The 12,958-nt window shown below is 59.0% G+C and carries 11 protein-coding genes and 1 rRNA gene; 3 read left to right on the top strand and 9 right to left on the bottom strand.

Going from position 1 to position 12,958, the window contains the following annotated elements; all coding sequences use genetic code 11:
• Positions 1–6: 6 nt before the first annotated feature.
• From FAZ30_RS04630 to FAZ30_RS04585, 9 genes are all read right to left on the bottom strand, one after another.
• The gene (locus FAZ30_RS04630) at positions 7–339 is read right to left on the bottom strand and encodes a rhodanese-like domain-containing protein (RefSeq protein ID WP_124641577.1); all 333 of its coding nucleotides are present in this window, start codon (positions 337–339) and stop codon (positions 7–9) included.
• A 142-nt stretch (positions 340–481) separates the two neighbouring features.
• Positions 482–685, bottom strand: a complete 204-nt coding sequence (locus FAZ30_RS20565) for a hypothetical protein (RefSeq protein WP_205676647.1) — start codon at positions 683–685, stop codon at positions 482–484.
• Positions 686–1,721: 1,036 nt separating this feature from the next.
• Positions 1,722–3,155: a methyl-accepting chemotaxis protein gene (locus FAZ30_RS20875; RefSeq protein WP_137008894.1), complete on the bottom strand. Its 1,434-nt coding sequence runs from the start codon at positions 3,153–3,155 to the stop codon at positions 1,722–1,724.
• A complete protein-coding gene (locus FAZ30_RS04610) occupies positions 3,155–3,709 on the bottom strand; it encodes a PAS domain-containing protein (RefSeq protein WP_124641573.1) in 555 nt (184 codons plus the stop codon). Before FAZ30_RS04610 ends, FAZ30_RS20875 begins: the two co-directional genes overlap by 1 nt.
• A 140-nt stretch (positions 3,710–3,849) precedes the next feature.
• A complete protein-coding gene (locus FAZ30_RS04605; RefSeq protein ID WP_124641571.1) occupies positions 3,850–4,530 on the bottom strand; it encodes a Fe2+-dependent dioxygenase in 681 nt (226 codons plus the stop codon).
• 111 nt (positions 4,531–4,641) lie between these two features.
• Complete coding sequence (locus tag FAZ30_RS04600; protein ID WP_137008892.1) at positions 4,642–6,810, bottom strand: TonB-dependent receptor; 2,169 nt, start codon at positions 6,808–6,810, stop codon at positions 4,642–4,644.
• 178 nt (positions 6,811–6,988) lie between these two features.
• Positions 6,989–7,399 carry an ExbD/TolR family protein gene (locus tag FAZ30_RS04595; RefSeq protein WP_124641567.1) on the bottom strand — a complete coding sequence of 137 codons (411 nt, stop codon included), beginning with the start codon at positions 7,397–7,399 and terminating at the stop codon, positions 6,989–6,991.
• The gene (locus tag FAZ30_RS04590; protein WP_124641565.1) at positions 7,386–8,063 is read right to left on the bottom strand and encodes a MotA/TolQ/ExbB proton channel family protein; all 678 of its coding nucleotides are present in this window, start codon (positions 8,061–8,063) and stop codon (positions 7,386–7,388) included. Before FAZ30_RS04590 ends, FAZ30_RS04595 begins: the two co-directional genes overlap by 14 nt.
• Positions 8,060–8,776: an energy transducer TonB gene (locus FAZ30_RS04585; RefSeq protein WP_137008890.1), complete on the bottom strand. Its 717-nt coding sequence runs from the start codon at positions 8,774–8,776 to the stop codon at positions 8,060–8,062. Before FAZ30_RS04585 ends, FAZ30_RS04590 begins: the two co-directional genes overlap by 4 nt.
• Before the next feature lie 172 nt (positions 8,777–8,948).
• On the opposite strand from FAZ30_RS04585, the gene hslV reads away from it, so the two are divergent.
• The 3 genes from hslV to FAZ30_RS04570 all read left to right on the top strand — a co-directional run bounded on the left by hslV (position 8,949) and on the right by FAZ30_RS04570 (position 12,954).
• On the top strand, positions 8,949–9,509 hold the full coding sequence (gene hslV, locus FAZ30_RS04580) for an ATP-dependent protease subunit HslV (protein ID WP_103526111.1): 561 nt from the start codon (positions 8,949–8,951) through the stop codon (positions 9,507–9,509).
• Between the two features lie 68 nt (positions 9,510–9,577).
• The gene (hslU, locus tag FAZ30_RS04575) at positions 9,578–10,918 is read left to right on the top strand and encodes an ATP-dependent protease ATPase subunit HslU (RefSeq protein ID WP_137008888.1); all 1,341 of its coding nucleotides are present in this window, start codon (positions 9,578–9,580) and stop codon (positions 10,916–10,918) included.
• 500 nt (positions 10,919–11,418) lie between these two features.
• Positions 11,419–12,954, top strand: a 16S ribosomal RNA gene (locus FAZ30_RS04570).
• Positions 12,955–12,958: the final 4 nt, after the last annotated feature.

Here is a 12,958-nt window from a genome sequence, read left to right as displayed (position 1 = left end):
GGTGGTTTACAGCAGCTGGTGCAGCTTCTGCATGGCTTCGCGCATGCCGCCGATGCTTTCGATATGGGTGTAACCCAGGCTGCGCAGGCGGGCAGCGGCCAGCTTGGCCCGCTCGCCGGTACGACAGTACAGCGCCAGTGGCGTGGCCGGATCGGGAATCGTGCTGCTGGCCTGTTGTTCCAGCTGCTCCAGTGGCAAAGAGCGGGCACCGGGGATGTGCTCGGCGCTGAATTCTTCGCTGGAACTGACATCAATCACCAGTCGGCTCGAGCCGCTCAGCAGTCGCTGTGCAAAGGTGGCGGTAACGCCACCCAGTAGTGCACCAAAAAGATGTTGCATTGCCGTTCTGCCCTGTCATCAAGGGGGTGGGCCTGCGAGGCAGGCTCTGCTTACATCTTGCAGTCTTGCATGCATTTGCCATGACGGGCATTGTGGCAATTACCTAGCATAATGAAATATTGTGTAAATCGTTTGTTTAACTTCAGCTGGCCGGTGCGAAAATCCTGCCAGCCCAGCCCAGCCCAGCCCAGCCCAGCCCAGCCCAGCCCAGCCCAGCCCAGCCCAGCCCAGCCCAGCCCAGCCCAGCCCAGCCCAGCCCAGCCCAGCCCAGCCCAGCCCAGCCCAGCCCAGCCCAGCCCAGCCCAGCCCAGCCCAGCCCAGCCCAGCCCAGCCCAGCCCAGCCCAAGCTATCCCAACTAGTCGCTTGTCCGCCGGGCTAACATCTCTGTCTCTGTCTCTGTCTCTGTCTCTGTCTCTGTCTCTGTCTCTGTCTCTGTCTCTGTCTCTGTCTCTGTCTCTGTCTCTGTCTCTGTCTCTGTCTCTGTCTCTGTCTCTGTCTCTGTCTCTGTCTCTGTCTCTGTCTCTGTCTCTGTCTCTGTCTCTGTCTCCCGGCATCAATTTCTTGCGCCTCGTCTGTTCGTCTGCAGCCGTGCGTGCCATGACGCGTTCAGCTCAGATTTCGCATGACTTGTGGATGCCTTGTTGCGTCGGCGGACATGTGCCCAGGCCGTAAACCGCTACCGCTTTTGCCTTGTTCTGGGCTTGTCCACTCAGGCTGGCGGCAGCGATCTGCGGTGCCGAATTTTTAGCGCTTAGCTGCTAGGTTTTCTGGCCAGCTTGCAGCATTTTGCAAGGTGATTTGCAGTTAAATTTTCTGCCTAAAAAATAAGCGAGAGTTATTTTGTAATTTAAATAATGAAATACATGTTTTATTTACGTATTAATCGATTATTTCTGAGGAAGGTAAGCGGCCAGGGCCGTCGGTGCGGAATAACAGTAAATCAGGAAGGATTGAACTGGTGTTCGGCCAGCAGCAATCGCTGCTGCCGTGGTTTCGGCTGCAGATAGCGTAAGAAAAGCATGAGAAGAGCATCCATGCAGGTCGAAGGCACCGACGAGATGGCAGGAGAGGCTGCGAGTGTGGTGCGAGTGGGATGAGAGAGTGCAAGTGAACTACGTGTTGGCATGTAATGCCAGAGGTGTGCTGATGGGGTTCAGCCTGACTGCAAGCGTCAGGGTAAGGGCAGGTGGTGTGGGTGCCAGGTGAAGGCTGCGCAATCCGCTGCGGCAGGGGAAGACTGGCTGTGGGGGATGGTATCCGTCCACGTTGTCCACCGCGGCCGCCCGGCGTGGAAGGCTGGGTAGGGGCGTTAGCTTCAGCATGCAAACAGCCCGCATGGAGCGGGCTGTTGCTTGTTGCGTGAGGTCGTTCTGGCTTGGGTTTACTGTGGGTGCTTTTCTTCCACCATGCGGTCCAGCAGTTGCAATACCTGTGCGCTATCGGTTTCCAGGGCTTGCATGTGGTGCAAGATGACATCTTCGTCGAGCAATGCCTTGTTGGTGGCCGTGGCAATGGCCTGTTCGATGCTGCTGGCAACCCGCTGGTCGGAGGCTGCCAGCTGGCTGAAGGCGCGGGTGTCGCCAAAGCTGTTATGGCCTTCGGCCTGACGCCATGGCGCCAGATCGCTGCCGTGGGGAATATCTGTGCCTTCTTCGATGGCGTGATAGACCATCTGCTTGTGCATGACATGGCCCACCTTTTGTAGTGAAACCTGCGACATGTCGCGCACTTTCTGTACTTGGCCCAGCACGGTATCGGATTGTTCGGCCAGGGTGCTGAAGCGATTGCGGAAGGATTCGACCGATGACTTCACCTCGGCGGCCACCGAGCCGGCTTCGCCAGCACGGCTTTGCATGTCGCCAATGCGGCTGGACAGGCTGCCCAGCACCGATTGCACCCGGTGCGCGGTATCCTTGCTGCGCTCGGCCAGTTTGCGTACTTCGTCGGCCACCACGGCAAAGCCGCGGCCCATTTCGCCGGCACGAGCCGCTTCGATGGCTGCGTTCAACGCCAGCAGATTGGTCTGGTCGGCAATGGCGGAAATGGCGGCCAGCGACGACTCGATGCCGGTCCACTCCTGGGCCAGCGCGCTGCTGGCCTCGTTCATGCTCACCACGCTGCCGGCAATCGTGTCCATGTGGCCGGATAGCAGCACGGCACTGTCCAGGCTCTCGCGTGAGGCGCTGGCCGTGTCGCGGGTAATGCTGGAGACCTGGTCCATGGCGGTGCTGATCTGGGTCAGGTCGCTCTGGTTGCTGGCCAGGTTCTGGCGCAGATGCGGGTTGTTTAGCGCTGCCAGCTGGGAGGACAGGCGATTCTTGCGGATATAGCCGTCATTGTCGGCCATGGCCTGAATGGCGCTGTCCACATTGCGCAGCGATTCGGCAAACATGCCGGGCAGGCCCTGGCTGAGCGGGCGGCGGCTATAGTCGTTGTCGCTGACCCGGCGAAAGCTGGTGTTGATTTCCTTGAAGTAGGTTTCCACCAGATCGAGAAAGTCATTCAGCTCCCAGGCCACCAGTCCCACTTCGCCCATGTCGCGGGTGCGCGAGGCGCGGTGGTGCAGTTCGCCGTCGCAGGCATAGCCCAGTTGTTCGTGCAGGGTATTGAGGACGGCGAAGATACGGCCGCTGCCCAGCCAGATCATGGTGGACAGCAGCAGGGAAGTCACCACCAGAAACACTTCCACCGCCAGCCGCCAGCTATCCGGCAGCAGCAGCGAAGCCAGCACGGTGCAGATGGTGAGGATGTTGAAGCCGATCAACCAGAAGCCGAGGCGAGTGCGCAGAAAAGGGGAAGACGAGCGGCGGGCCATTATGCGGTTTTCCCGGTGGTGAGGTGGGTGTCGAGCAGCGATAGGACAAAGCTTTCATAGCTGTGGCCCTGCTTGTCCAGTTCGGCCAGCAGCCACTCCATGGAGGCATCCGGAGCGGTGGCCTTGTTGAGCGTGCTTTCCAGCTGGCACATCCTGGCATAGATGGGGATGACGGTTTCCACCGCACGACGGCCCGGTGGGCGGCGTACCGAAAAGTAACCCTCCAGCTTGTTTTTGCTGTCGTAGTCCGGAGTGACGTTGGCCAGCACCCAGTAGTAATTACCACTGGCGGTGTAGTTTTTGACGACGCCAAAAAATTCACGCCCAGCCTGCAGCGTTTTCCACATCAGCCGGTACACGCCGCGCGGCATGTCCGGGTGGCGGATGAGATTGTGCGGTTTACCCAGCAGCTCGCTTTCCGGATATTCAGCCAATTGCATGAACACGCGATTGGCGTAGGTAATGTGGCCGGTGCTGTCGGTCTTGGTGACAATCAGTTCATCGGCTTCCAGCTGTACTTCTTTGCTTGCGTGGCTTCTGTTCAGCTGCGTCATGAAGGGTTTCCGCCTGGCTTATGCCTTGCTGGCATATGTCGATTAAGTCGTTCTACTAGGAACTTTACTTACTTGTGCCAGAAAATTTCATGACAGGAATCAGTTTTTTTAATGTTGAGGCAAGAAATACCACCGGGAGACTATAAGTCAGCCCACATCCGCAACAGGTTGTGATAGTTGGCCGTTAGCGTAACCAGTTCAGCGGTGTCGCCGTGTTGCTGACGCAAGCGTGAAATGGCCATGTCCATGTCGAACAGCAGGCCGCGTTTGGCATCGTCACGGATCATGCTTTGCGTCCAGAAAAACGAGGCAATGCGCGCACCACGGCTAACCGGCTCCACGCGGTGCAGGCTGGTGGAGGGGTAGAGCACCATGTCGCCGGCGGGCAGTTTGACACTATGCAGACCATAGGTGTCTTCCACCACCAGTTCGCCGCCGTCGTATTCGTCCGGGTTGCTGAAAAACAGCGTGCAGGACACATCGGTACGGACCCAGCTTTGGTCAAACGGATGGCTGCGTACGGCATTGTCCACGTGATTGCCAAAATCCATGCCGCCCTGATAGCAGTTGAACAGCGGTGGAAACACCGTCTTGGGCAGCGCGGCAGAGAAGAACAGCGTATTGCGTTTGAGTGCTGCTTCCACCATGGCTTGCAGCTCGCGGGCGATCTCCAGATGCTGTGGCAGTTGCAGATTGCGTTTGACCTGCGCCGACTGGCTGCCAGCGGTGATGCGGCCATCAGCCCAGTCGGCCTGGGCCAGCAGCATACGGCCATGTGCCAGTTCTTCTGGTGTCAGCACCTCGGGAATATGCAACAGCATGGCGGTTATTCCTTTTATATAGATTTATCTGGATGACTCAGCCGGCCACGGCGGTGGTCGGCTAAGTGTGGCGGTCCGGCCGCAACAGTGCCGCCGGGCCGCCAGGGTGGCTTAGTACTTCAAGCCGATGGTCAGCTGCGCTTCACGCGGCGTGCCCAGGGTGGCGTGGCCGCCATAGGCACCATCGAAGTACTTCTTGTTGGTCAGGTTGTTCAGGTTCAGTTGCAAGCGGTAATGCTTGGTCTCGTAACTGAGCATGGCGTTGCCGATGGTGTAGTCCGGCAGGTAGTTGACATTGGTTTCAGTGGCATAGCGTTTGCCGACATAAGTCGCACCGATGCCGCCGGTGATCAGGTCGGTAAACTTGTAGGTGGTCCACAGGTTGGCGGTAGCGCGCGGGGTATATCGCGGCATCTTGCCTTCGGTACCGGTCTGGCCCTGTGCGGCCGGGGCTGCCTTGTCGATCTTGGAGTCCATCAGGGTGACGCCGGCAAAGACTTCCCAGCGTTCGGTCAGGCGGCCACTACCTTCCACTTCCACGCCATTGGTGTGACGTTTGCCGGACAGTACCACCACGCTGGTATCCAGCGGGTCGGTATTGCGCTCGTTGGTCTTTTCGATACGGAACAAGGCTGCGCGCAGGCTGGCGTCGCCATCCAGCAGGTCCCACTTGGCACCCAGTTCGATATTGCGGTTTTTCTCCGGGTCTACCTTGGCAGTGGCCTTGTCCAGCGAGTAGGTTTCGCCGGACGGGTTAAACGATGTGCCATAGCTGAAGTAGTAGGACTGGGCCAGATCCGGTTGCCAGATCAGGCCGCCGCGCCAGCTCCATACATTGTCGGTACGCGACAGGTCGTAGCTGTTGCTGCTGTTCAGGCTGCCATTGGAATTGTAGCCACGGACGTTGTAATCCCCTTCGAAGCGGTCGAAGCGGGTGCCCAGTACGGCTTTCCACTGGCGGTTCAGCTCAATGGTATCCATGGCGTAGATGCCGATATTACTGGCCTGGAACTGGGTATTGCTGGTGCGATAGCGTGCCGGATTCACCGCATCGGCCGAGTTGGGGTTACCCAAGGTGGTGGACGGCACGCTGTTGAGCAAGGCGTAGCGGCTGGTGTCGGACAGCTCGTAGCTCAGCTCCATGCCGGTTAGCAGGGTGTGGCGGATGTCGCCGGTGGCAAAGCGGCTGGTCAGGTCGGTCTGGTTGTTCCACGACTGGTCCACCCCGTCGCGCAGCGGCTTGCTGCGACGCATGATGGCGCTGTCACTGGTATCCGTGCTGGCCAGGCGCGGGGCGGTAGGGCTGACATCGCGCCAGAAACGGTTGTAGCGCAGCTGGTTGGACAGCTCCATGCCGTCGCCGAAGTCGTGGGTGATCTTGGCGGTGACGATGTCGGCCGTGGTTTTTTCGTAGTCGCTGTCCAATCCGTAAAACTTGCTGCGATCCACGTTCAGCGGCTGGCGGGTGGCGGTGTTATACGGTACGCCGTAGTCCGGCACATTGTTTTCTTCCTGATGCATGTAAGACAGCACCACGGTGGTAGGCTCACCCAGGCCAAAGGCGACCGACGGTGCAATGCCCCAGCGTTCGTTCTTGGCCGAACCACGATCGCTGCCGTCGTGGGTGTCCATCAGGCTCAGTCGTACGGCAGAGTGGTCGCCGGTCATCTGGTTGATGTCGGCGGTGACCCGCTGGAAGTCATTGGTGCCAATGGTCAGGTCGCCTTCCAGTTTGCTACCCAGAAAGGGCGATTTGCTGACCTGGTTGACCACGCCGCCGGTAGAGCCGCGGCCGAACAACATCGAGCTGGCACCCTTCAGCACTTCCACCTTGTCATCGTTGAAGGCATCACGGTTGTACTGGCCGATGTCGCGCATGCCGTCACGATAGGTATCGGTGGCAGCGGAAAAACCGCGAATCACCACCTGGTCGCCGGTGCGGCCGCCTTCGCCGGCGGCAAAGGTAATACCGGGGACATTACGCAGGGCGTCTTTCAGCGTGGCGGCACCCTGGTCCTGCATCAACTGTTGATTGACCACGGTGATGGACTGCGGAATATCGCGCAGCTGCTGCTTGGTTTTGCCGATATTGCTGGTCACCGTCTTGTAGGTGTCGCGTACCGGGGCTGCACCTTCTACCGTGACGGTTTCCAGTGTCTGGCCGGTTTCTGCGGCCAGGGCCAGGCTGGGGCTCAGGGCCACGGCCAGCATGCCGACTGCCATGCGCGCCGGAAGTTTGCGCTGCTGCAGGTGGGCTGATTGCTGCAAGCTCTGTTTCATGGATTCCTCTCTTATTGTGTGTCATGCACGGTGGCATGCCTGCCCGGGTGCCGGGAGAACGGCGCAGCCGTCCCCGCACTCCGTGTGGGCGGAGCGTTGCAATGGGCAAGGCATGGGGTGGGGCCGGCCGGCGTGTCACCCCCGTGGCGTACCGGCCAGCAAAAAATGCGCGGCTGCGCTAGGGCGCTTCGGTCAGGAAGCCAATGCGGCTGACGCCGCTTTGCTGAGCAGCGGCCAGCGTGGTGGCCACCAGCTCGTAACGCACGCTCTTGTCGGCACGCAGGTTCAGTTCAACCTTGGGGTTGGCCTGCACGGCTGCGGTAAAGCGTGCGGCCAGCGCCTCGTGCTTGACCGGCTGGTCGTTCCAGAACAAGCCACCATCCGCCGCGATGGACAGGCGGATTTGTTCCGGCTTGTCCTGATGCGCTGCCGCCGCTGCTTGTGGCAGATCCAGCTTCACGCTGTTGGTCAGCAGCGGTGCGGTGATGATGAACACCACCAGCAGCACCAGCATCACATCCACCAGCGGCGTGGTGTTGATTTCGGCCATCGGCGCGCCGGGGCCCTTGTCAAAACTACCGAAGGCCATGGTTGGACTCCGGCTGGGTCAGCAGTTGGGCATGCAGATCATGGGCAAAGTGATCCAGCTGTTGCGACATCACGCGCTGGCTGCGGGTGAAGGCGTTATAAGCCAGTACCGCGGGGATGGCGGCGGCCAGACCGGCCGCAGTGGCGATCAGGGCTTCACCGATTGGTCCGGCCACGGTGGCAATGCTCACCTGACCTGCTGCACCGATGTTTACTAGTGCGTGATAAATGCCCCACACCGTGCCAAACAGCCCGATGAACGGTGCGGTGGAGCCGATCGAAGCCAGCAGGGTCATGCCGGATTCCTGCCGGGCATTTTCCTGTGCCAGTGCCTTGCGGATGGCACGGGTGACGAATTCGTTCAGATCGCAGGCCTTGCCCAAGGAGCGCTCGGCATGCTGCTGATGGTGGCGCAGGGCGGCCAGACCCTGGCGGGTGATCTGTGCCATCGGTGCGTTGGACTCGCTCAGGGCTTGCTCGGCACTGTGCCAGTCCGGGGCATCCCATAGTGCCGTTTCGGCCTGGCGATTAGCCTGGCGCAGGCGCAGTGTCTGCACCCCGCGCTGCAGGATCAGCGACCAGGTGGCAATCGACATCAGGATGAGAATCATGAATGTTGTGATCAACACAACATCCCCTTGCTGGAAGACGGTCAGTAGCTTCATGGTTTACGCAGGTTCTTCAGGGAAAATTGAACAGGGACAATAAAGGTATAAGGAATGGCCTCGTCACCACGCTTGGCCGGGATGAACTTCCAGCCGCGCACCGCGGTAAGCGCCGCCCGGTCCAGCCGGGGAAAGCCGCTGCTTTGCTCCAGTTCCACCGCAACCGGCAGGCCCTGGGCGCTGACCTGCACACGCAGGCGTACGGTGCCAGTTTCTTCCATCTCGACCGACAGCGGCGGATACAGCGGCTTCGGATTATTCAGATAACCCCCACGGCACAGTGGCTCGTGTACCACGGGCGAGGGGGCGGGTGCTGCTGCTGCGCTCGCCGGCGTGGTGGGGCTGGTGGGCGCGGTGTCCGCGTGTTCGGTGCTGGTGCTGGCTGGCTTGGCAGTCGCTGCAGCGGCGCGGACTAGCGCTTGTGGTGCCGGCCTTGGTTTGGGCGTGGGGGTGGCCACCGGGCGTGCCGGGCTTGCTTTGGCCACGCTGTGCTGCCTGAGCTTTGGAACGGATGGTGCCGGCACCGGCGCGGTGACCGCACTGGGTGCGGCCAGCGTCATGGCTGGCAGGCTTTCGAGCCGGGGCAGCTGAATGGCCGTCTGGCTGGCCAGTATGCCAGTCAGTAACAGCAAGGCCAGCGCATGCAGGCCACAGCTGCCCAGCACCGCGCCGGTGGCTGGCGCGGTGTCGGAGGATTGGAGTCGCAGGTTCATGGCAATAATGATAATGCAAACCATTATCATTATCAATTGTTAAGATTGAGGAAATGCGCTAGTGCAAGCATCCCTGCCGGTGTTAGGGTTGGCTTGCAATCCCGCTGATTGGCTGCATATTGGAAAATGCACGTCTGCATGGCGCAGACCACCTAATGTATTGGAAAGAAACATGCAGCAGTTTGACGGAACCACCATCGTTTCCGTCCGTCGCGGCGAGCGCGTGGCGCTGGGCGGCGACGGCCAGGTAACCCTGGGCAATATCGTGATCAAGTCCACGGCCCGCAAGATACGTCGTCTCTATCACGGCAAGGTGCTGGCCGGATTTGCCGGCGGCACGGCCGATGCCTTCACCCTGTTCGAACGCTTTGAAGCCAAGCTGGAAAAACACCAGGGCCATCTGGTGCGCTCCGCTGTCGAACTGGCCAAGGACTGGCGCACCGACCGCATGCTGCGCCGGCTGGAGGCCATGCTCATCGTCGCCGATCAGGAATCCACGCTGATCATCACCGGCAACGGGGATGTGCTGGAGCCGGAGCAGGGCATTGCCGCCATTGGCTCTGGTGGCGCATTTGCCCAGTCTGCCGCGCGTGCCCTATTTGAGAACACCGAGTTGGACCCGGCGGTGGTGGTCAAGAAGTCGCTGGAAATTGCCGGCGACATCTGTATCTATACCAATCAGAACCACCTCATCGAAACGCTGGGAGCCGAGCCCCAGCCCGCTGCCGAATAAACCCAGCCTTTCGTCCCCATCGATTCACGGGCCGCTGCGTTGCGAACGCGCCGGCCGGGAGTACTGTCATGACCCAGATGACCCCGCAAGAAATCGTTCACGAACTCAACAAGCACATCATCGGCCAGGATGCCGCCAAGCGCGCCGTAGCCATTGCCCTGCGCAATCGCTGGCGCCGTCAGCAAGTGGCCGAGCCGCTGCGCAGTGAAATCACCCCCAAGAACATCCTGATGATTGGCCCCACCGGCGTGGGCAAGACCGAAATCGCCCGCCGCCTGGCCCGTCTGTCCGGCGCACCGTTCATCAAGGTGGAAGCCACCAAGTTCACAGAAGTCGGTTATGTCGGCCGCGACGTCGACACCATCATCCGCGATCTGGTGGAAGTGGCCATCAAGGAAACCCGCGATGCCGCCATCAAGCGCAATCGCGTCCGCGCCGAAGATGCCGCCGAAGACCGCATCCTGGATGTGCTGCTGCCGCCCGCGCGTACCGCCCCCGGCTTCTTTGGCGAGCCGCAGGCCGAAGACAGCAAGCCGGAAGACGGTCACACCCGGCAGAAATTCCGCAAGATGCTGCGCGAAGGCAAGCTGGACGACAAGGAAATCGAAATCGAAGTAGCGGCCCCGCAGTCCAAGATGGAAATCTTTGCCCCGCCGGGCATGGAAGACTTCTCCAGCCAGCTGCAAAGCATGTTCCAGGGCATGAATGCCGGTAAGAAAAAAGCCAGCAAGCTGAAAGTGGCCGAGGCCTTCAAGTTGTTGATCGATGAAGAAGCTGCCAAGCTGGTCAATGAAGACGAACTCAAGGCGGAAGCGCTGAAAAATGTCGAACAGAACGGCATTGTCTTCCTTGATGAAATCGACAAGGTCACCAGCCGCTCGGAAGGGCAGGGTGCTGATGTCTCCCGTGCCGGCGTGCAGCGCGACCTGCTGCCGCTGGTGGAAGGCACCACCGTTTCCACCAAGTACGGCATGGTCAAGACCGACCACATCCTGTTTATTGCCTCTGGAGCCTTCCAGCTGTCCAAGCCGTCCGATCTCATTCCGGAACTGCAAGGCCGCCTACCCATCCGGGTGGAGCTGTCCTCCCTCTCGGTAGATGACTTCGTGCAGATCCTCACCAGCACCGATGCCTGCCTCACCCGCCAATACCAGGCGTTGCTGGCAACCGAAGGTGTCGAACTGCAATTCGAGGAATCCGGCATCCGTCGCCTGGCCGAGATCGCCTGGCACGTTAACGAGAAAACCGAAAACATCGGCGCCCGTCGGCTCTACACCGTGATGGAAAAGCTGCTGGAAGAAGTGTCTTACGATGCACGGTCGGGCAGCTGCCAGATTGATGCTCACTATGTGGATGGCAAGCTGGACCTGCTGTCCCAGCGCGAAGATCTGGCCCGCTACGTACTCTGATTCCCCGCAGATTCTCTATATAGAATCTGCAAGGAAGCGCCAGACAGCGCCCGACAGGGCGCTGTCTGCTTGTTGGACGTCGAGATAACCATGCTAAATGGCATAAATGTAGAATTAATTCACGATTCGCCGGGCAGATTGCCAATCTGATTGGTGCTGCCTGATTGGCGATGGCCATTTTTCTGCGGAAAGTCAGCAGGATGATTAAAAAAGTTAAACGATAAATTCGTTTGAAATCAAAATGATAAAATTGATCTTGTGAATTATTGCCATTTTTCAGTAAAAAGGCGTTGACGCAGGTGGGGTGCGGCGGTATAGTTCGCCTCCTCAGCAGACAACGCAGCGACGGAAACGAAACGCAGCGACCTGCACCGCTCTTTAAAAAACAGAATAACCGATAGGTGTGAGTACTTGGCGAAAGCCAAATACTTGCACTGCAAGAAGAAGAAGTACTTGTTTATTTCTTTGATCTTGCGTGCCAGAAAATTTGCTATGAGATTGAACTGAAGAGTTTGATCCTGGCTCAGATTGAACGCTGGCGGCATGCTTTACACATGCAAGTCGAACGGTAACAGGGAGCTTGCTCCGCTGACGAGTGGCGAACGGGTGAGTAATGCGTCGGAACGTGCCGAGTAGTGGGGGATAACTATCCGAAAGGATAGCTAATACCGCATACGCTTTGAGAAGGAAAGCAGGGGATCGTAAGACCTTGCGCTATTCGAGCGGCCGACGTCTGATTAGCTAGTTGGTGAGGTAAGAGCTCACCAAGGCGACGATCAGTAGCGGGTCTGAGAGGATGATCCGCCACACTGGGACTGAGACACGGCCCAGACTCCTACGGGAGGCAGCAGTGGGGAATTTTGGACAATGGGCGCAAGCCTGATCCAGCCATGCCGCGTGTCTGAAGAAGGCCTTCGGGTTGTAAAGGACTTTTGTCAGGGAGGAAATCCCTAAGGTTAATACCCTTGGGGGATGACAGTACCTGAAGAATAAGCACCGGCTAACTACGTGCCAGCAGCCGCGGTAATACGTAGGGTGCAAGCGTTAATCGGAATTACTGGGCGTAAAGCGTGCGCAGGCGGTTGTGTAAGTCTGATGTGAAAGCCCCGGGCTCAACCTGGGAACTGCATTGGAGACTGCACGGCTAGAGTGCGTCAGAGGGGGGTAGAATTCCGCGTGTAGCAGTGAAATGCGTAGAGATGCGGAGGAATACCGATGGCGAAGGCAGCCCCCTGGGATGACACTGACGCTCATGCACGAAAGCGTGGGGAGCAAACAGGATTAGATACCCTGGTAGTCCACGCCCTAAACGATGTCAACTAGCTGTTGGGGGTTTGAATCCTTGGTAGCGTAGCTAACGCGAGAAGTTGACCGCCTGGGGAGTACGGCCGCAAGGTTAAAACTCAAAGGAATTGACGGGGACCCGCACAAGCGGTGGATGATGTGGATTAATTCGATGCAACGCGAAAAACCTTACCTGGTCTTGACATGGTCGGAACTTGCCAGAGATGGCTTGGTGCTCGAAAGAGAACCGACACACAGGTGCTGCATGGCTGTCGTCAGCTCGTGTCGTGAGATGTTGGGTTAAGTCCCGCAACGAGCGCAACCCTTGCCATTAGTTGCTACCATTTAGTTGAGCACTCTAATGGGACTGCCGGTGACAAACCGGAGGAAGGTGGGGATGACGTCAAGTCCTCATGGCCCTTATGACCAGGGCTTCACACGTCATACAATGGTCGGTACAGAGGGTCGCGAAGCCGCGAGGTGGAGCCAATCTCATAAAACCGATCGTAGTCCGGATCGCACTCTGCAACTCGAGTGCGTGAAGTCGGAATCGCTAGTAATCGCGGATCAGCATGCCGCGGTGAATACGTTCCCGGGTCTTGTACACACCGCCCGTCACACCATGGGAGTGAGTTTCACCAGAAGTGGGTAGGCTAACCGTAAGGAGGCCGCTTACCACGGTGGGATTCATGACTGGGGTGAAGTCGTAACAAGGTAGCCGTAGGGGAACCTGCGGCTGGATCACCTCCTTTCTAG

It is taken from the genome of Aquitalea aquatilis (genome assembly GCF_005155025.1).
GTDB classification, from domain to species: domain Bacteria; phylum Pseudomonadota; class Gammaproteobacteria; order Burkholderiales; family Chromobacteriaceae; genus Aquitalea; species Aquitalea aquatilis.
This window is presented reverse-complemented; position numbering and strand designations above follow the sequence as displayed.